The organism is Rhizobium sp. Nf11,1 (assembly GCF_050587665.1).
In the GTDB taxonomy this organism is placed as follows: Bacteria; Pseudomonadota; Alphaproteobacteria; order Rhizobiales; family Rhizobiaceae; genus Rhizobium.
Map to the genome: position 1 here is coordinate 45,354 of NZ_JBOBHU010000012.1, position 17,560 is coordinate 62,913.

Consider the following 17,560-nt stretch of genomic DNA (forward strand, 5'->3'; position numbering starts at 1 on the left):
TTAGAAGATCGTGGCGAGCGGCTCTCCTCTAGGGCTTTTCCTTTCGCGGCCGAGGATTCCTCTCGTCGGCAATGAGGTTTGGGAGCGCCGTGATGAGATCGGTAAGATATTGGACCTCCGCTTCCATCCGGTGCGCTGTATGACGAACCGCCCACTCCTCGGCCACTCCGATAAACGGTAGCGCTTGCTCGATCATACGCCGCCTCTCTTCGAGCTGCGCCTTCATCCTTGCAAGCCGGTCCGCCAATAGCGCAGGAAGCTCATCGAGCTTCGCTGGATCCACACGAGTAAGCGCAAGGTCGAACGGATCATACTTAAACCAGATTTCAGTCAGGCCGTCGTGCCGAAGACGCGCCAATGCGTGTCTTCCGTCCTCGGTGATTTCGTAGAGTTGCCTGGTGGGGCGATTACCCTCCTGCTCGCGTCCTGCTTCGCGCAACAAACCCTCAGCGGCGAGACGGTTCATCGCACCGTAAACCGCGCCCACCGGTATGTCTGTCCAAAACGGCACGCGCTTGCGTTCGGCCTCCTGCCTCAGGCGATGACCATGCATCGGGCCAAGCTCGGCGAAGGACGACAGAATGAAAAGCCTGATCGATGACATAACACCTCCTATTGCTCTCGTGAGAGTATTCGGCTATGAGTATGCATGCGTTTGCACTACATTCAAGCTCGATGAAACTCCATGTGCGGGTAAATCAGCTACGGCGAGTTTAGGCAATGCAGCGCTCTCTCATCCCTTGAGGGAACGGCTGCCGGATGGGAGCAACGCTACGAACGGCAAGAACTTCGGATCGAGAACGAGACCAAATATGAAAAGAGTGCAATATGACCGCTACGGCGGACCCACGGGGATGTATATCGGCGAATCCAAGCTGCCTCAGCTCGGCCCGAAGCAAGTGCGTGTCGTCGTAAGCGCCGCAGCGATAAACCCCTTTGACTGGAAGCTTCGCCAAGGCGCGATGAAACTGTTCATCAGCCGCACGTTTCCTAAAGGTATGGGAACAGATTTCGCTGGCGTTGTTGCCGCTGTCGGCAGTGATGTGAGGGACATCAATGTAGGTGATGAAGTTTTCGGAACGATGGACTTCAAGGAATCTGGTGCGTTCGCTGAAGAAGTTGTCCTGGATTCTCATTTGGTGGCGAAAAAACCCGCGTCCCTTTCGTTCCAGGAGGCTGCGTGCCTGCCCATCCCAGTGATGACAGCATGGGCTGCAATATTCGACAAAGCCAAAACCTCGCGAGGATCGCATCTCTTCATCAACGGTTGCACCGGTGCAGTAGGGGCGTCTGCCGTGCAGTTGGCCCTCGCTCGTGGCGTGAAAGTCAGCGGCGCATGCGGGACTGCTTCTTTGGAAACCGCGAAAGCAGCCGGCCTGGATTCCGTCTTCTCCTACGCCGATAGTCGACTGCAGGCTCAGAAGGGCAAGTTCGACGCCGTATTCGACACACTTGGGACATTGGATGTCGGTCACGGCCTCTCGATGCTGAAGAAGGGCGGCGTTTTCGTCGACATCAATCCGACCCTCCGAAGAGTAACGCGTGGTATGCTCTCCAGACGTTACAAGCTCGCGTTCGCGACTATGGGGATCAAGCGTCTGTCAGCAATCGCAGACCTCGCGAGTGAAGGTGTGTTGCGGCCAACTGTTGGCCTCGTAGTCCCGTTTGCCGATGCAGTATCCGCGATCACAGCGATTGAATGCGGAACGCGAATTCCGGGCAAGGTCGTTTTGAGTTTGTGAGGCAATAGAGTCAGGCAAGCATCATGCGGCATGACGGGATGCTGAACTTCCGTTCCTTCGTCGGCTCCCCGTCATGCCATTCGGGGAATCGACGAAAGGAACACCTTCTCTCGATACGGTCTAAGAGATTTTCGGCAACGCCGATTACCCGGACCGTTCGGCGGCCTCGATCAGGAACCTGCGCTCCGCGCTCGCGATAGGCACCGATTTTTCCGCACGCAAGCGATCCGAGGTCGTGATCTCAGAGGCGCCCCTCAAGCCAGTCGAACAAGGTTGCAGAAGCCGTGGAATAGGCTCCGATCTGGCAATGAGCTTGTGCTGTCGAATCCGCGTCAAATAGGATGTAGTGCTTCGGACATTTGAGAGCATCGAAGAGCCTTTTCGCCTGGCCCCTTGCCATTTCCTCCGTGCCATCCATGACGAGCGTTTCGCATTCGATTTGATCAATTACGGGTGTGTTGTCATAGGCCAGGAGAGCTTTGAACACGTCCTGCTCCCGTACCCCGTGCTTCCAGGCATAATCTCTGACGAGCCACTTCAGCGACGTGTGCTGAGCGGTCCAGGTAAATGCCTCCCGAAGAACGTCAGGACCGTCTCCGACGAGCACCTGACGGATGGGGGCTGGGAAGTGGTTTAGAATACCCTCTGCCCAACTCAGGGATCCGGGGTCGGCGATGCATACCTTGAGGCGCTTTTCGAAGGCAGCGGCTCGCACGGAAAGGAACGCGCCGAAACTCAAGCCCATAAGACCAATCCTCGACGGATCGACTCCGGGAATTTCAAGTGCGAAATCGACGACAGGTTTTATGACGTTCTCCCAGTCGGGTCGGAAATAAAGATTGTTGAGCCTCAATGCCAGACCCTGGCCTGGGCCGTCATAGATCAGGCAGTGTATTCCACGCCGCAGAGCAGCATCGTAAACCCAAACCGTATCGTCAGCCCAGGTGTCGCGACCCGGCGTGATAATGAGTAGCGGAGCGCTTTCTCCAGCAACAGGAGATCTGAAGAAATGTCCCGAGAGGAATGTGTCCTCATACGGGATCCCCACATACCTTCCCGGATAGCCAGAAAGGTCAAGATATCGCTGGTAGCACCTCGAACTGGCGCGTGCGTACTCGCCAATGCGCGAATCTTCGGGATGACTGAAGTACATCAGCGAGGCGCGCCAGTAGGTCGCCGCGCGGAGATATGTGGAAGAGGCGGTCAGCCGTTTATCCGCGCGATCGGCCATTTCGGCCAGGTTTTGGAGACGGAGTGCTACTGCGCTCCATGCATTGATCCAGCGCTCTTCGTCGTTTGGCTTCAACTGCCCGATGACTTCGAAAACTTCGCCGAGGTCAGACATGCCGTATTGCATGAGCCCAAGGATGTGTTTCAGCAGAGCATCCATCATCAGTGTCTCGCTGAACTTCGTGGATGTCCAATGAACGGTGTTTTGCGCGTCTGACATATTTGATTTCCTTCTCCACAGAGGAACGCGGGCCAAGGGACAAGGCGCACTTGGCTTGCAGCAGCATGATCGGCACCGGGTGCCCACGAAGAGCGCCCATTAATCCATGACGATCGGTCAGTCGGGAGATCCGGCATCCGAATCCTGTCGCGGATCGACATCCACAACTTGTCCAGGTCGGAAAGCCTCGAAGCAGGTTCGGTTCATGCCATGCGACGCAAGAGCTTCGGCAAGCAACCGGGGCGGCTCATCCCAGGGCTCGTCGGTCAGCCGAAACGTGCCCCAGTGGATACCGAGAGCCTTGCGCGCGTCCAGCGAGCGCATGATCAACACCGCTTCCTTCGGGTCGACATGCTGAGCCGCCATGAACCAGCGAGGCGCATAGGCTCCGATCGGGATCAGGGCGAGATCAGGTCGGCCATGGGTCGCGCGCATGGCCTTGAAGATTGCACCAGTGCCATATCCGGTATCGCCGGCGAAGTAGACGAGTCCTGCATTGGTCCTCAGCATGAAGCCGCCCCACAAGGCCATGCGGCGGTCGCCGATCCCGCGAGCCGACCAGTGATTGGCGGGCACGATGTCCACGACGGCGCCGTTGGGCAGGTGGAAGCGGGTGCCCCAATTGCCCGTGGCAATCCTGGCACGGGGGACAGCCCGGCGGATAATGGTCTCGTTGCCCAACGGTGTGATGATCATAGGAGCATCGCGCTCGTGCAGCCGTTTCAAAGTCGGCAGGTCAAGATGGTCATAGTGATTGTGGGAGAGCAGGACCACATCGATTGGCGGCAGGTCCGCGAACGCGATGCCGGGCGCAGTGGTCCGACTTCGGCCGATATACCCATACGGCCCTGCCCGCTCAGACCAGACGGGATCGGTCAAAACATTGAGCCCCGCCGCCTGAATCAATACGGTTGCGTGCCCGACCATGGTGGCGCGCAGACCGGAAACCCGGCGTTCTGGTACAGCCCTTACAACGTCGATGCGTTTGGGCCACGGCACTCGGTGCTCCCTCTGCCAGCGAAAAAGTTCCCGCACAGAGCGATCCGTTCCCGGATGCCCCGGATTGGCGAAACGCACCCCGTCGAAGTTTTCGGTCGGCGGAAAGGTGACATAGCGGTTCCGTTTGGTCATGATTGGATCTCAGAAGTGGATTTTCGATGTCGCCCCCACGCGGGCGGCGACATCTTCTTCGGGGTGTCAGCCGGAGTCCTTGTTGGATGCATTCAGTCCCTTACCCACGAGTATCGGGCGGAACGTGTACCAGCCTGATGCCATCCTTCGGGTCTAATTTACCGGGCGGCTGAGCTTCAAGTCGGGTTGATCGTCATTCCAGCCTTGAAGTCCGCCGGGAACCTCGCGAAATCGCAGGCACTTCGACATCATCGTAGTGTTGAGGCACATGGTGTCGCCTTTGAACTTCCAGTTGACGGATAGTGCAAACATTAGAGGTCCTTTAATGCTACCAGTGCCGTCTTTGTTGAGGGTGAGTTTGAAGGACCTGCCGTTCGGCGCGTCGGCCGACCAAGGAGCACCATCGGCGAGAATCGCGGCCGCCTTCTGCGGCGGCAGATAACCCTGCCCCTGCGCGGCAAACGTTGTGCTCGCGGCGAGAATTGAGACCGCCGCCGTTGCGATTTTAACATGTGTCTTCATTTGGACGTCCTTTCTTCCTTGATTGAAATGCGGTCATCACTGCGTCACGACCGCGTCGCGGTGGATGGGTTTACTGTTGTTGTTGTTGGCGGCCCGCGGCGCCCTTGTCGCTCCAAGCCGGCGGCAGACCAAGCTGGCCGGCGACCGCACCCGTGATGCCGGGGGCGGACCCGAAGGCCTTGCAGGCGACGTATTTCGGAGCGCCGCCAAGCGAGGCCCTGACACTCTGCATCGAGGGCATCGCAGGCATTCCTTTGAACGGGTCTTTGCCCTTGACCAGCATCCGGCTGAAGTCGGTGCCGAATGCTGAAGACAGCGAGTAGGCATCCCCCACGTTGGAATACCGTGGTGTCGTCAGCACGTTTGCTCCACGCGACCAGAGCATCGCCGCCTTCTGCGACCCGTCCTGGCCAATCGCTTCTGCTTCGACTGATAAGCCGCCAAGGCCGAGAGGTATCCGCGGGATTGGGACCGGGAGTGCAACGGACGCGCCCAACGATGTGACGGTCGAGGTCGCCGCCGCCGTCCTGTTGGTGGCGACGATGTCGGTGACGGTCGCATGGACCGTGAGATCAGCCGGCTGGTCCGAAGCGACGATCCTGAAGCGGTCACTGAGACCGGTACAGAGGGTGCGGTCGATGGCGTTTGTGACGAGCGCCAGATCTTTGGGGTTGAAAGCACTGGTGCCGCCGACGTTCGCCGACGTCGGGACGATGCGTACCGTCTTCGCGGCGAGAATGGGTGGCGGATCAACCCTTAGCCTTGCCTTTGTGAGCGTGCCACCCGATGGGGCCATACCAGCGTATGAGCCAAGCGTCCCTCTTTGCTGCAGTGGCAAGTTGGCACACGACGAGAGCGACAATGTCAGCATCAAGCAGAGAATTGTCCGCAATCGTGTTCCAGGTCGTTGGAAGGCAAAGTCCATTTGTGAGATCTCTGAGCCGTTGTCTTGACTCAGCTTTAGCAATGCCAGCGTTAACCGCGGTAAAGGCACTGTAAAGTTAGGTAAAATGTGAACGCAGTCTTCGTGGGGTTCAAACGCGTCTGCGCAGCCCTGAGATGACGGGCACTTCGATGCCTCTTTCGGGCGCGTCGATTGATCAGCTCGGGCTCAGCCTTGGCCGCACTAGGAACCGTGTTTCGTCGACTTCCGGGGAATTTCGAGGGTGATGGCCAGACCGCCGGCGGCCGGCAGTGATGCATATACCCGCCCGCCATGACGCTCGATTGCCTGTCTGGTGATCGCAAGGCCCAGACCGTAGCCACCTCGCGGGGCGGCGTCGTTGCCACGGGAGAACGGCTGGAAGATCCGCTCAAGTTCGTCCCGTCTCACTCCCGGCCCCTGATCCACGACGAGGATCGTCAGGCGCTCGGCCGTCGAAGCACAGGACACGGCTATGCGCGAATGCTCCGCCGTATACTTGACGGCGTTGCGAACGACGTTTTCAAGGGCTCTGTAGATCAGCTCCCCCTCCACCTCCGCCAGGAAAACGCCGTTGACACTGGTGGTGATCGAAACTCCCCGTGCCTGGGCTTCGAACGCGGCATCGCCGAGGATCTCGTTCAGAAGGTCGATGACATCGAGCGACTGCGTTTTCAGCGAGCTGCTGGATCCGGCTGTCAGCCTGGCAAGGGTCAGAACTTCGCCCACCAACATGTCGAGGCGTTCAACCTCCCTATCCATGCGATCCAACATGCCACCCAGTTTCGCCGGTGTTTGCCGCAGGACGCCCACAGCGGCTTGCAGACGAGACAAGGGCGAGCGCAGTTCATGGGAGACGTCGTGGAAAAGCCTTTGCTGCGCCTCCTGAAGCTCCTGCAGTCTCGCTGCCGTGGAATCGAAGTCGTGCGCGAGTGCGGTGACCTCGTCCTTTCGGCCGGCCATCTTGTCTCCGATACGAACGTCGAAACGGCCATGGGCAAGCGCGCTCAGGCCGTCACGCAGGTGAACGACTGGACGAATGAGATATCGGGCGAGCGCGATCGCTGACAGCGTGCTCGAAATTAGTATCGCAAGCCACGGCATCAACGGAACAAGATTCTTAAGAGTGAAGCTGGTTGGAGCCGATAGAGATATTCGATAGCAAACCCCATCCTTGAGGACGAGCCTGCCATTCTGCCTGTCTCCCGCGGTGCAAGGTCCCGCGTCCGCGACTTTCGAGATGGCCAGGCCGAGTGGCCGCGTCCTCTCGCTTGTGCGCACGAAATGCGTGGCCGCGTCTTCCCCATCCTGAACCAGAATGCTCTCAGTCAGATTGACTACGAACGTCCGCCGCGCCTCCTCGACTTCCCAGGCAAAGGGAACCGCCTGCAGCAGCTTCAGGACAAGGACAATAGCTGCGACAGAGAGCGCCATGGTCAGCCAGATGACCCTGAAGAACTTCCAAAAAAGCCGGGGCATGCTCAATCCACCAAAAGTTGATAGCCTTGGCCGCGAACGGACCGGATCCAAGATTGCCCATCCTCTCTGAGCCCCAGCTTCTGACGCACGCTGCTGATATGAACGTCGATGCGGCGATCGAACGGGGTGAGTGGCTTCCCGAAGGCCAGTTTCGAAATATCCTGCTTCGATAAAAGCTGCCCCCCGCTGCGCGCGAGAATTTCGAGCAGCCTGAACTCGGTGCCGGTCAGCTCCAAAGGTTCTCCGCGCCATTCGGCGGTTCGACTACCCGGATGTATCACGAGCTGTCCCGTCCTCAGCGTATCGGTCGCCGAACCGGCCGCTGGCTGGCCCGCTCGACGCAGGATCGCACGCACGCGCGCCGCGAGTTCGCCCGGTGAACAAGGCTTTGGAACATAGTCGTCGGCGCCGAGGTTCAGGCCCGAAATCCGGTCGATGTCATCGCCCCTGGCCGTGAGCATCAGCACCGGGATTTGGCTTAATTTCCGGATTCTCTGCAGGACCTCGATCCCGTTCATCCGGGGCATCATGATGTCGAGCACGATGATGTCGACCGTGTTGGCGGCGGCAGCCGCAATCGCGGCTCGGCCATCCGTGTCCGTCACGACATCATATCCTTCCTCGGCCAGATATTCCTGCAGAAGTGTCGTCAGCTCGACATCGTCGTCGATGAGGAGAACCTTGTTCATTCGTGTGGTTCCGTTGTTCGCCTCCGCCGTCATACAGCACGAATGGGAACTCTCCACCCAACTTTACCTAGCTTAACACTAACTTGACCGCACTTAACATTCAGACGGCTACTGATAAGCATTATGGCATCGCCCGCGGGCGGGACAGGTCCGCGCCGATGCCGGATACTCCAAGGAAAGCATCGTTGAGAAAGCCGTCCATGCCATTCGCCGCTGCATTCGTTGCGGCCGCACTTCTCTTCGCGTTCCGCAACTTCATTATGGAACACTCCGCCGCGCCGCCGCTCGCCGTGTCCCTGACGGCGCCGTCGCAGCAGGATTGTCCCGAAACCCTCTTGGCGGAAGGATGGCTCAAGCCCTGGCAAGAGGCGATTGTCGCCTCCGAGACGGGCGGCCTTCGCATCACCGAGGTCCTGGTTGATGTCGGCTCCGTGGTTGCGAAAGGGCAGACGCTCGTGCGGCTTTCGCAGGAGAGCGTACTTGCCGACCTTCAGAAACACGAAGCGGCAATTGCGACGGCAAAAGCGAACCTGTCGAAGGCAAGAGGAAATGTCGACCAGGTGCGGCAACTAGGTCTTTCTGGTGCGGGCTCCGCCGACGACATCGCGCAATACGTGACCGCGGAACAGACGGCGGTTGTCAGCCTTAAAGCCGCAAAGGCCGACTTCGATAACGACAGGGTCAAGCTCGAGCAGACGACCATCACCGCAGCCGACGACGGTCTGATAATTTCGCGGTCTGCCGAGCTCGGTGCCGTCGTCTCCGCCGGCGCCGAGCTGTTCCGCATGGTGCGCCAGCAGCGTGTCGAATGGCAGGCAGAGGTTCCGGCAGATTACCTTCCACGAATTTCGGAAGGGTCGAACGTCGTGGTCAACGGCCCCGATGATCAGCGGATCCAAGGCAAGGTCAGGCTTGTCGGCCCTTCGGTCAGCGCCGATACGAGCCGAGCGATCGTTTATGTCGCCTTTCCGGCCGGCGTCCATCCACGTACCGGACTGCACGTGACGGGCAACATTGAACTTCAGGCGACACCAGCCCCAGCGTTTTCCAAACCGCGACCGTGTTCGGGGACGGGATAAGTGACCGCGTCCGGCGCGAACCCATCATGCGAATCCATTGTCGCGACGCGTTCGTCATGCCGGAGCTGGACTCGATCCCGATCCGCCAAACCCGACCAACAAAAACGGAATATTTGACATGAACCAAGCCAAATCCCAGCGTATTGTTGTCATGACCGGAGTCACGGCCGGACTCGGCTTACATGCGCTTCAGAAGATTGCCGCTCAGCCAGGTACACGGGTCATCGTCGGTGCCCGTGGAAGCGGACGAGCTGTACCTCCCGGCGTGGAGGTCATTCCTCTCGATCTCGCATCTCTCACGAGCGTCCGCCAATTTTCTGAGGCTGTCACATCGCGGCTCGAAAGTGGCCGCATCGACATATTGGTTCTCAATGCCGGCATGCAGGCCTCGACGAACGAAGGCAGGAGTGTCGAAGGCTACGAACTGACCTTCGCGGTCAATCACCTCGCCCACTACCTGCTGGCTCGACTCCTGCTGCCGCAAATGGCCGATCAAGGCCGTCTGGTGATCACCACTAGCGAAACGCACGATCCCGCCGTTACGCCAATCGCTCCCAAGGCTCTCGATCCCCAGGCCCTGGCGCATCCCGACAAGAGCGGCTTTGGCATGGGCATACGCGCGTATGCAGCTTCCAAGCTGTGCAATTTGCTGACCGCACAATCCTTCGCTGCCATGGAAGAGGTCAGGGCCCGTAAGCTCGCGGTGATCGCCTTCAGCCCCGGCCTTACCGGTGGCACGTCGCTGGGCCGCGACAGCCCCCGCGCCATGCGCGCTGTCGTCATGCTCCTCATGCATACTGTCTTCCGAGTGGTCGGCCTTTTCCGTCCTGAATACGTCATCGGTACGCCCGAACGCTCAGGCGAAGCGCTGGCCGAGATCGCTCTCGGGGCGGTCATCCCGCCGCCGGGCCGGATCTACGTCTCGCTTGTCAAGGGCAAGCCGACCTTTCCCGATCCATCCCAACTGGCGCGAAGCCGAGGGGCTCGGGAACAGTTGTGGCGCGAAAGCGCAGTTATGGTTGGATTCGATGATCAGGCCCCGACCCAATGAAGATTACCTTTATGAAAAAAGTACGCGAGTACGACGACGTTTTCTCGTTTTTCTTCGATGCACCCGGCGTCAACTACAGAGCGGGACAGTACACCCATTTGAGGGTTGGTGGTCCGCTCGACTTTCTTGGCTCGGTTCGCGAGATGTCCTTCGCCTCAGCCCCGGGAGATCCAGAGCTCATGTTCAGCATGCATCTGGGATCAAATAGCAAATTCAAGAAAAAGATGAGCGCGCTACAGCCCGACGATACAATCAGTTTGTTTGGCACAGGCGCGCACGTCAAATTGCCCGAACACCGAACCGGAAATTTGGTTTTCATAGCGGGCGGCGTGGGGATGACCCCATTCCGCTCGATGATTCTGGAGGCGCACAAAGCAGGGAACCATCAGACGGCGCTGGTTCAAGTCCAACGGGGCGATTTCCTCTATCGCAAGGAGTTGGAGCCGCTTGTATCCGACTATCTCGCGGTCCGTCCGGAGACATTCGTGGACACCGTCAAGAAGGTAGGGGGAGGTTATGGCGATGATGCGATTTTCTACGTGTGCGGATCGAGAAGGCTCATCGCATCTGTCGTTGAAACCCTTAATGGGTGCGGCATTGAGAAAGAGAAAGTTAGAATAGAAAGCTACAAATAGGCGTAGATCGGCAAGAAGGTGCGGGAAATCACCACCGATTGTGTGTGTGTGTGTGTGTGTGTAAAGCATTATGTCCGAGCACTGAAGGCGTAGCTTCGGTCTGCTTGCAGGAGCAGCCCTCCCTCGCCACGCCCAAGCGCCGGGGTTGCCCGGCGGTCGTCAGCCGGGGCTGCACTCCCCGGACACCTCAGTAAATCAACAGAGGCGTTTGACCGATGAATTGAGGCGACTTGGCTTGGTTGAGCATGAAGCCGGCGACGTCGGCGCGTGCAATTCTGCCACCATGGATGCCCCGCAAATCGGTCAGCGCCCTATAGCGCCCCATATACGGACCATTGGTCAAGAAACCGGGCCGGACAATGATCCAGCGAGCGATATTGTTCTTGATAATGCGTTCCTGGCGATCCTTGTCGGCGTAAATCCTGCGAAGGACAATCGGCAGGAATAAATGGTCGTACAACCATGTCCCGTGTCCTTTGCTATCGCCGGTTCCCATACCCGTGACGGCGATGAGCAATTGTTCCCGCTCAAGAGCTTTCGAAAGGTTTTCGGCGCAGCGGGAGAACATGGTTATTGTTCGCGTTACATTCGCGGTTCCCAGGCAATCGCAGACGACGTCTTGTCCCGTCACGAGTCCCGTGATCGCGTTGGCTTCCTGGGCATCTCCCTGTAGGATCCGCAACCGGGAGTGCTTAATCGGCATGCGGCTTGGCTCACGGGCGAGCGCAGTGACCTCGTGGCCGTCTTTCAGCGCCGTTTTAGCAGTGGCCAAACCAATGCCGCGCGTTGCGCCGATGATTGCGATCTTCATGGAGCATCTCCTTAAGCTTGAAGGTCGGGCTCCGGCGGCGAGTTGGGATTTTTGATCACTTCCCGTCATGTCGCCTGGCGTCCATGCCGGCTGTATTACAGGACAAACGTGAGCGCTCCATCCAACTTTACCTAGCTTAACACTAACTTGACCGTACTTAACGTTCAGCGGGCTATTGATAGGCATGGCGGCATCGGTCGCGTGGGCACCGCCCCGCCCCTCAGCCGGAACTGCAAGGATTGGACCGTTGGAAAAGCCATTCGTGACACTCGCCACCGCGCTCGTTATGGTGGCGTTCCTGTCTCCATTTCGCAATGCCGCGGCAGAACAAGCCCCCGCACCTGCTCTCACCGTTTCCCTGACGACGCCGGTGCAGCGGGACTGGCCCGAGACCGTTCCGGCAAGCGGGTGGCTTAAACCCTGGCAGGAAGCGATCATCGCCTCTGAAATCAGCGGCCTGCGCATAACCGATGTTCTGGTCGATGTCGGCGCTGTGGTCACCAAGGGACAGACGCTCGTGCGGCTCTCACAGGAGAGCGTTCTCGCCGATCTTCGCAAGCAGGAGGCCGCCGTCGAGACTGCCAAGGCAAGTCTTTCGAAAGCAAAGGCCAATGCCGACCGGGCACGGCAGCTCCGCCCTTCAGGTGCGCTTTCCGACGAAAAGATCGTCGAATATCTGGCCGACGAGCAGACGGCAACGGCAAGTCTGGCCTCCGAGGAGGCGGCGCTCGATAGCGAAAGAATCAGGCTTGCGCAGACAGCAATCACCGCCGTCGACGATGGCATTATTACTTCGCGTTCCGCAGACCTCGGCGCCGTTGTTTCCGCCGGCACCGAGCTGTTCCGCATGGTTCGCCAGCAAAGGGTCGAGTGGCAAGCCGAAGTTTCGGCACGCTACCTTCCACGAATTACCGAAGGACTGGACGTCGAGATCAACGAACCTGGCGATCTCCCGATTCGGGGCAAGGTGAGGCTTGTCGCGCCTTCAGTGAGTACAGATACCAGCCGGGCGATCGTCTATGTCACGCTTCCCGCGGACGTACGCCCGCGCGTTGGTCTTTATGTCACAGGCACCATAGAACTCAGGACCACCCCGGCCCTGACCGTTCCCGAGACTGCGATCGTGTTCCGGGACGGCATCAGCTACCTCTTCACGGCCGGCGCGGATCAGCGTGTGCGACGTATACGCGTCGAAACGGGCCGCCGTAACGACACCGAAGTGGAGATCGTCTCCGGCATCGACCAGTCCTCCAAGGTCGTCACCGCGGGTGGCGCGTTCCTGTCGGACAACGCTCTTGTGAAAGTTGCGGAGAACGACTGATGAACTTTTCCGCTTTCTCGATCCGCAACCCCGTTCCCGCGATCCTGCTGTTTGTCATGCTTGCCGTGGGGGGGCTTTTGGCCTTCAGGCAACTGCCGATCCAGAACTTTCCCGATATGGACCTCCCGACCATCAGCGTCACCGCGACGCTCGACGGCGCAGCACCGGCGCAGCTCGAAACCGAGGTCGCCCGTCCCCTTGAGGATAGTTTTGCCGCGCTCAGCTATCTCGACCACGTCACGACGACGATCACCGACGGTACGGTGTCCATCAAGGTTGCCTTCAAGCTCGAGAAAGACAGCGAAACGGCCTTGAACGAGGTCCGGAACGCCGTCGACAGTGCCAATGGCGATCTACCGCCTCAGATGGAGACGCCGAGCGTCACGAAGGTCACGGTACAGAGCACCGCTCTCGTCACCTATGCCATCCGCTCTACCGCTCTCAACGAGACTGAACTTTCCTGGTTCGTCGACAATGATCTGACCAAGGCGCTGCTGTCGGTGCCCGGTGTCGGGCAGGTCAACCGCATCGGCGGAATTGATCGTGAGGTTCACGTCGACCTCGATCCTTCGACGATGGCATCACTTGGCGTCACCGCGGCCACCGTATCGTCGCAACTAAAGGCCGTGCAGGCGGATACGTCAGGCGGTCTCGGAGAAATCGGCGGCACCCGTCAGACCTTGCGCACGCTCGGCGCCCTGCCATCGGTCGAGGCATTGAAGGGGCTCAAGATCCCCATGGCAAACGGCCAGCAGGTTCGCCTCGACGACATCGCGTCTGTCACGGACAGCTTCGCCGAGCGGTCCTCGATTGCCTATCTCGATGGCCAACGGGTGATCGCGGTCGAGATCAAGCGTTCGAACGGCTTTTCGGACAGCGGCGTCGCCGCGGATGTTGACGCGGCGATCAAGCAATTCGCGGCGGGCCATCCCAATGTTCAGATCGACGAGGCCTACAGCACGATCGGCCGGATCATCGGCAATTACGAAACTTCAATGAGCATGCTGTACGAAGGCGCGATCCTGGCCATCATCGTCGTCTGGTTCTTCCTCCGGGACTGGCGTGCAACGATCCTGTCGGCCGTTGCGCTGCCCCTTTCTGTTATACCCACCTTCCTGGTGATGTATCTTGCCGGATTCAGCCTGAACATCGTCACGCTGCTCGCGTTGTCGCTGGTGGTCGGCATCCTCGTGGATGACGCCATCGTCGAGATCGAGAACATCGCCCGCCACCTGCGAATGGGCAAGCGGCCGATCGACGCGGCAATGGAAGCCGCCAACGAGATCGGGCTTGCGGTCATCGCAACCACCTTCACGCTCGTCGCCGTATTCCTGCCGACGGCGTTCATGAGCGGAATACCCGGCCTCGTGTTCCGGCAGTTCGGCATCACCGCCGCCGTTGCAGTCCTTGCCTCGCTCGTGGTAGCGCGCCTCCTGACGCCGATGATGGCCGCCTATTTCATGAAGGCTCATCCCGCGGACGAGAAGGATGGGCGCATCATGCGCGCCTACATGGCCGTTGCGAGGGCAGCCCTGACACACAGGAAAACTACGGTGGCCCTCACCGCCATCGTCGTTGCGCTTTCGCTGGCAACCATTCCCTTCCTCAAATCGGGGTTCCTGCCCGCTTCAGACGACGCGCGAACCCAGATCACGCTGACCATGCAGCCGGGCGCCACCATCGAGCAGACGGACGCCGCCACCAGGCAGGCCTCCGATATCGTCGGCAAGCTCAAGGACGTCACGCGTGTCTTTTCTTCGGTGGGGGTCGCGTCTTCGAACGGCGGCGGGCCCAACGTCACCACCTCGAGCGATCTCGGCTCCGCGACTATCGTTGTCGTTCTCAAACCCATCGATGAGCGTAATCGAAAGCAGTCGGAGATTGAAAACGACATCCGGCAGGCCCTCTCGACTCTCCCCGGCCTGCGTGTGGAGGTCGGCAACGGCGCTAATGGAACAAAGCTGGAGATCGCGCTAGCAAGCGACGATGCAAACGCACTTGAGACTGCGAGCACGGCCCTAGAGGAACAGCTTCGCACGCTCCAAGGCATCGGCGCGGTCACATCTACCGCCGCGAGGCAGGCGCCCGAAATCCAGATCGCACCCGACTTTGCGCGTGCGGCGGCCCTCGGGGTAACGTCAAGCGCGATCTCCGAAGCGGTGCGCGTGGCCACGAACGGGGAATATTCCTCTGCCTTGCCGAAGCTCAACCTGCCGCAGCGCCAGGTTCCTATCGTCGTTCGGTTCAGCCCCGAGACACGGACAAAGCTCGATGACATCAAGAACATGCGGGTGGCTGGGACCAAGGGCAGTGTCGATCTCGGATCGGTTGCCGATATCCGGATCGGCGGCAGCCCTTCCCAAATCGATCGTATCGATCGGATGCGCAATGTCACCCTCTCCGTCGAGCTCAATGGGCGCATCCTCGGTGATGTCAACCGTGAGGCACAGGCACTGCCGGCGCTCCAACACCTGCCGACGGGCGTCACCCTTGTCTCACAGGGCGAACTTCAGCGCAGTTCGGAGCTGTTCCAGAGCTTCGCGCTGGCAATGGCGATTGGAGTTTTCTGCATCTACGCGGTCCTCGTCCTCCTCTTCCACGACTTCCTGCAGCCGCTCACCCTTCTGATGGCTCTCCCCCTCTCGCTGGGCGGTGCGCTGCTGCCGCTTGTCGTCACCGGAACAAGCTTCTCGATGCCGGCCGTCATCGGGCTGCTGATGCTCATGGGAGTGGTGACGAAGAACTCAATCCTGCTGATCGAATATGGGATTATGTCGCGCCAGCAAGGCATGTCCAGATTCGACGCTCTCATTGATGCCTGCCACAAGCGCGCGCGACCGATTGTCATGACCACCATCGCCATGGCTTCGGGGATGCTGCCAGCAGCGCTCAGCCTAATGGGCGGTGATTCAAGCTTTCGCCAACCGATGGCCATTGTGGTGATCGGCGGCTTGATGATGTCGACTTTCCTCAGCCTCATCGTCATCCCCGTCATCTTCACCTTGGTCGACGATCTGGAACAGCTCCTCAAGCAGTCGCTGCGCCGCCTCGGGTTCGCCCGGGAAACCGCGGACGAAAAGCCGGAGACATCCAACGATCCCGTGGCGATCGCCTTCAAGCCTCTCCATTCGACTCGGGGGCAAGGTCAGAGATGAATTCCGTTCGGCTGGTTATCAGGCAGACAATCACGCGACGGCGAACTGTCGCGCCTTTCATTGCAACCTCTTCGGTCGACTTCCAAGCCCCCATCGTGGAAGAAGGCCGCGGGACGTTTTCCCCCAGCAGGCGGCATGATGCCGCCTGCGCGTCCTGCCTCTATACAGGAGCCTACCCACCGATTGGGAGGCGCTATGCCTGACCTGCTCACCTCAGATCCACTCGCCGCGCTGATACCGCTCCTTGCTGCTTTTGGCGTCATGACACCGATGATCGCGACATTCTTGGAGCGCTTCGTACCAGTGCTCCCGTCGTATGCAGTGCTCGTCGTAATAGGCGTGGCGGCGGCTGATGGAAGTTTCTCCCTGCTTGCCGCCCTGGCTTTAAGCCTGGTCGGCAGCACTCTAGGATGCTTGTGCTTGTATGCGCTTGGGAGAGTGGTCGGCGAACGCCGCTCCCGCCGTTTAATCGAAGGTTCGGCGCGTTTGATCGGGATATCTTCGGAGAAGTATCGGCGGTGGGAGGATCGGCTGCGTTCCAACCAGCGGTCGATCGCGTTTCTCGCACAATTGATCCCCACCGTTCGGCTCATCTCGCCGCATATCGGGATTGTTGCATATCAGATTCTGGCAGATCGCAGGCGCGACGGCCTTGGGCGCTGCATTGTGGAACGGGCTTTTTATAGGCGTGGGATATGCCTTCGCGCTCATCGACACGGACGCGAACGCATCGATTCTGGCACTCAAGACCGCGATCGCACTTGTCATCGCAGAAGGGTTCGCCTTCTGGAGCTGGCGTTGGAAGGTCCGGGGGCGATGAGCTTCAGTTACCGTGTGCTTGCCGACCATCTTCGCTTCGTCCGCTCATTCTTTGCCGATCCTCGCCGCGTTGCGGCGATTGCTCCTTCAAGCGCCGCACTTGCGCGCCTGATGACATTGGAGATTTCGCCGTTCGGACCCGTGCTGGAGCTTGGCCCAGGAACAGGAGTGTTCACGCAGGCCATCCTTGATCGCGGTCTGCAGTCACGCGACCTGACACTTATCGAGGATGGCGCGGATTTCGCCCAACGCCTGCAAATCAAGTTTCCGGAGGCACGCGTCCTTCTGATGGATGCGACGAGAATTGCCGAAGACACCTTGTTCCCGCACGGGTCAGTTGCCGCGGTAGTCAGTGGCTTGCCACTCCTGTCGATGCCGCCTCGCAAGGTGATCATGATTCTTGCTGGGGCGTTCCTGTACCTGCGACATGGCGGCGCGTTCTACCAATTCACCTACGGTCGGAAGTGCCCAGTTCCGCGTCCGATACTCGACAGACTGGGACTGAAGGCCCGACGTATCGGCGGGACGCTGCGTAATCTACCTCCGGCCGCTGTATACCGGATAACAAGGCGGGGCCTATTCAAAGCCAATCACTATAGTCATCACCAAAGGCCATGACGTCGGCACTCATCGCGATTACTAGGCATCCACCCGACACCGGCCGATTGGACATTCAGCCGTTTGACAACAATGCCACCATCGCAGTTGCTACTTAACTCCGGGAACTGCATCGTCGTCATTGTCCCAGCTTCCC

14 protein-coding genes and 1 pseudogene are annotated in these 17,560 nt (G+C 59.5%); 7 read left to right on the forward strand and 8 right to left on the reverse strand.

Going from position 1 to position 17,560, the window contains the following annotated elements; translation table 11 throughout:
* Window positions 1-28: 28 nt before the first annotated feature.
* Window positions 29-604 carry a PadR family transcriptional regulator gene (locus ACQ7C1_RS18550; protein WP_164735991.1) on the reverse strand — a complete coding sequence of 192 codons (576 nt, stop codon included), beginning with the start codon at window positions 602-604 and terminating at the stop codon, window positions 29-31.
* Between ACQ7C1_RS18550 and ACQ7C1_RS18555 the strand changes: the two genes are divergently transcribed.
* A complete protein-coding gene (locus ACQ7C1_RS18555; protein WP_430959364.1) occupies window positions 582-1,742 on the forward strand; it encodes an NAD(P)-dependent alcohol dehydrogenase in 1,161 nt (386 codons plus the stop codon). The two genes, ACQ7C1_RS18550 and ACQ7C1_RS18555, sit on opposite strands and share 23 nt — an antisense overlap.
* Before the next feature lie 241 nt (window positions 1,743-1,983).
* Here ACQ7C1_RS18555 and ACQ7C1_RS18560 read toward each other — a convergent pair whose 3' ends face one another.
* The 6 genes from ACQ7C1_RS18560 to ACQ7C1_RS18585 form a co-directional block, all read right to left on the reverse strand.
* Complete coding sequence (locus tag ACQ7C1_RS18560) at window positions 1,984-3,192, reverse strand: alpha/beta hydrolase family protein (protein ID WP_127431617.1); 1,209 nt, start codon at window positions 3,190-3,192, stop codon at window positions 1,984-1,986.
* Window positions 3,193-3,309: 117 nt separating this feature from the next.
* Window positions 3,310-4,323, reverse strand: a complete 1,014-nt coding sequence (locus ACQ7C1_RS18565; RefSeq protein ID WP_430959365.1) for an MBL fold metallo-hydrolase — start codon at window positions 4,321-4,323, stop codon at window positions 3,310-3,312.
* Window positions 4,324-4,476: 153 nt separating this feature from the next.
* Window positions 4,477-4,845: a hypothetical protein gene (locus ACQ7C1_RS18570; protein WP_430959366.1), complete on the reverse strand. Its 369-nt coding sequence runs from the start codon at window positions 4,843-4,845 to the stop codon at window positions 4,477-4,479.
* 70 nt (window positions 4,846-4,915) lie between these two features.
* The gene (locus ACQ7C1_RS18575; RefSeq protein WP_430959478.1) at window positions 4,916-5,716 is read right to left on the reverse strand and encodes a DUF3313 domain-containing protein; all 801 of its coding nucleotides are present in this window, start codon (window positions 5,714-5,716) and stop codon (window positions 4,916-4,918) included.
* A gap of 255 nt (window positions 5,717-5,971) precedes the next feature.
* Window positions 5,972-7,246: a HAMP domain-containing sensor histidine kinase gene (locus ACQ7C1_RS18580; RefSeq protein WP_430959367.1), complete on the reverse strand. Its 1,275-nt coding sequence runs from the start codon at window positions 7,244-7,246 to the stop codon at window positions 5,972-5,974.
* Between the two features lie 2 nt (window positions 7,247-7,248).
* Window positions 7,249-7,935, reverse strand: coding sequence for a response regulator (locus tag ACQ7C1_RS18585; protein WP_127431621.1), 687 nt, complete (start codon window positions 7,933-7,935; stop codon window positions 7,249-7,251).
* A gap of 158 nt (window positions 7,936-8,093) precedes the next feature.
* On the opposite strand from ACQ7C1_RS18585, the pseudogene ACQ7C1_RS18590 reads away from it, so the two are divergent.
* From ACQ7C1_RS18590 to ACQ7C1_RS18600, 3 genes and pseudogenes are all read left to right on the forward strand, one after another.
* Window positions 8,094-9,016: pseudogene (locus ACQ7C1_RS18590) on the forward strand (efflux RND transporter periplasmic adaptor subunit); the annotation flags it as partial.
* Window positions 9,017-9,132: 116 nt separating this feature from the next.
* Window positions 9,133-10,065, forward strand: coding sequence for an SDR family NAD(P)-dependent oxidoreductase (locus ACQ7C1_RS18595; RefSeq protein ID WP_430959368.1), 933 nt, complete (start codon window positions 9,133-9,135; stop codon window positions 10,063-10,065).
* Between the two features lie 11 nt (window positions 10,066-10,076).
* A complete protein-coding gene (locus ACQ7C1_RS18600; RefSeq protein WP_430959369.1) occupies window positions 10,077-10,700 on the forward strand; it encodes an FAD-dependent oxidoreductase in 624 nt (207 codons plus the stop codon).
* A gap of 187 nt (window positions 10,701-10,887) precedes the next feature.
* Here the strand turns inward: ACQ7C1_RS18600 and ACQ7C1_RS18605 are convergent, their stop codons facing one another.
* The gene (locus tag ACQ7C1_RS18605) at window positions 10,888-11,511 is read right to left on the reverse strand and encodes an NAD(P)-dependent oxidoreductase (protein ID WP_127431623.1); all 624 of its coding nucleotides are present in this window, start codon (window positions 11,509-11,511) and stop codon (window positions 10,888-10,890) included.
* A 286-nt stretch (window positions 11,512-11,797) separates the two neighbouring features.
* On the opposite strand from ACQ7C1_RS18605, the gene ACQ7C1_RS18610 reads away from it, so the two are divergent.
* The 3 genes from ACQ7C1_RS18610 (at window position 11,798) to ACQ7C1_RS18620 (ending at window position 17,424) form a co-directional block, all read left to right on the forward strand.
* Entirely contained in the window at window positions 11,798-12,832 is a 1,035-nt protein-coding gene (locus tag ACQ7C1_RS18610) for an efflux RND transporter periplasmic adaptor subunit (protein WP_127431657.1), read from the forward strand.
* The gene (locus ACQ7C1_RS18615) at window positions 12,832-15,987 is read left to right on the forward strand and encodes an efflux RND transporter permease subunit (RefSeq protein WP_183907941.1); all 3,156 of its coding nucleotides are present in this window, start codon (window positions 12,832-12,834) and stop codon (window positions 15,985-15,987) included. Before ACQ7C1_RS18610 ends, ACQ7C1_RS18615 begins: the two co-directional genes overlap by 1 nt.
* A gap of 816 nt (window positions 15,988-16,803) precedes the next feature.
* Window positions 16,804-17,424: a class I SAM-dependent methyltransferase gene (locus ACQ7C1_RS18620; protein WP_430959479.1), complete on the forward strand. Its 621-nt coding sequence runs from the start codon at window positions 16,804-16,806 to the stop codon at window positions 17,422-17,424.
* The last annotated feature ends 136 nt before the right edge of the window (window positions 17,425-17,560 follow it).

Coding starts and splice junctions, on each gene's coding strand:
- ACQ7C1_RS18555 (WP_430959364.1), top strand. CDS start 582: ATGAAAAGCCTGATCGATGACATAACACCTCCTATTGCTCTCGTGAGA.
- ACQ7C1_RS18550 (WP_164735991.1), bottom strand. CDS start 604: ATGTCATCGATCAGGCTTTTCATTCTGTCGTCCTTCGCCGAGCTTGGC.
- ACQ7C1_RS18560 (WP_127431617.1), bottom strand. CDS start 3,192: ATGTCAGACGCGCAAAACACCGTTCATTGGACATCCACGAAGTTCAGC.
- ACQ7C1_RS18565 (WP_430959365.1), bottom strand. CDS start 4,323: ATGACCAAACGGAACCGCTATGTCACCTTTCCGCCGACCGAAAACTTC.
- ACQ7C1_RS18570 (WP_430959366.1), bottom strand. CDS start 4,845: ATGAAGACACATGTTAAAATCGCAACGGCGGCGGTCTCAATTCTCGCC.
- ACQ7C1_RS18575 (WP_430959478.1), bottom strand. CDS start 5,716: ATGCTGACATTGTCGCTCTCGTCGTGTGCCAACTTGCCACTGCAGCAA.
- ACQ7C1_RS18580 (WP_430959367.1), bottom strand. CDS start 7,246: ATGCCCCGGCTTTTTTGGAAGTTCTTCAGGGTCATCTGGCTGACCATG.
- ACQ7C1_RS18585 (WP_127431621.1), bottom strand. CDS start 7,935: ATGAACAAGGTTCTCCTCATCGACGACGATGTCGAGCTGACGACACTT.
- ACQ7C1_RS18595 (WP_430959368.1), top strand. CDS start 9,133: ATGAACCAAGCCAAATCCCAGCGTATTGTTGTCATGACCGGAGTCACG.
- ACQ7C1_RS18600 (WP_430959369.1), top strand. CDS start 10,077: ATGAAAAAAGTACGCGAGTACGACGACGTTTTCTCGTTTTTCTTCGAT.
- ACQ7C1_RS18605 (WP_127431623.1), bottom strand. CDS start 11,511: ATGAAGATCGCAATCATCGGCGCAACGCGCGGCATTGGTTTGGCCACT.
- ACQ7C1_RS18610 (WP_127431657.1), top strand. CDS start 11,798: ATGGTGGCGTTCCTGTCTCCATTTCGCAATGCCGCGGCAGAACAAGCC.
- ACQ7C1_RS18615 (WP_183907941.1), top strand. CDS start 12,832: ATGAACTTTTCCGCTTTCTCGATCCGCAACCCCGTTCCCGCGATCCTG.
- ACQ7C1_RS18620 (WP_430959479.1), top strand. CDS start 16,804: ATGAGCTTCAGTTACCGTGTGCTTGCCGACCATCTTCGCTTCGTCCGC.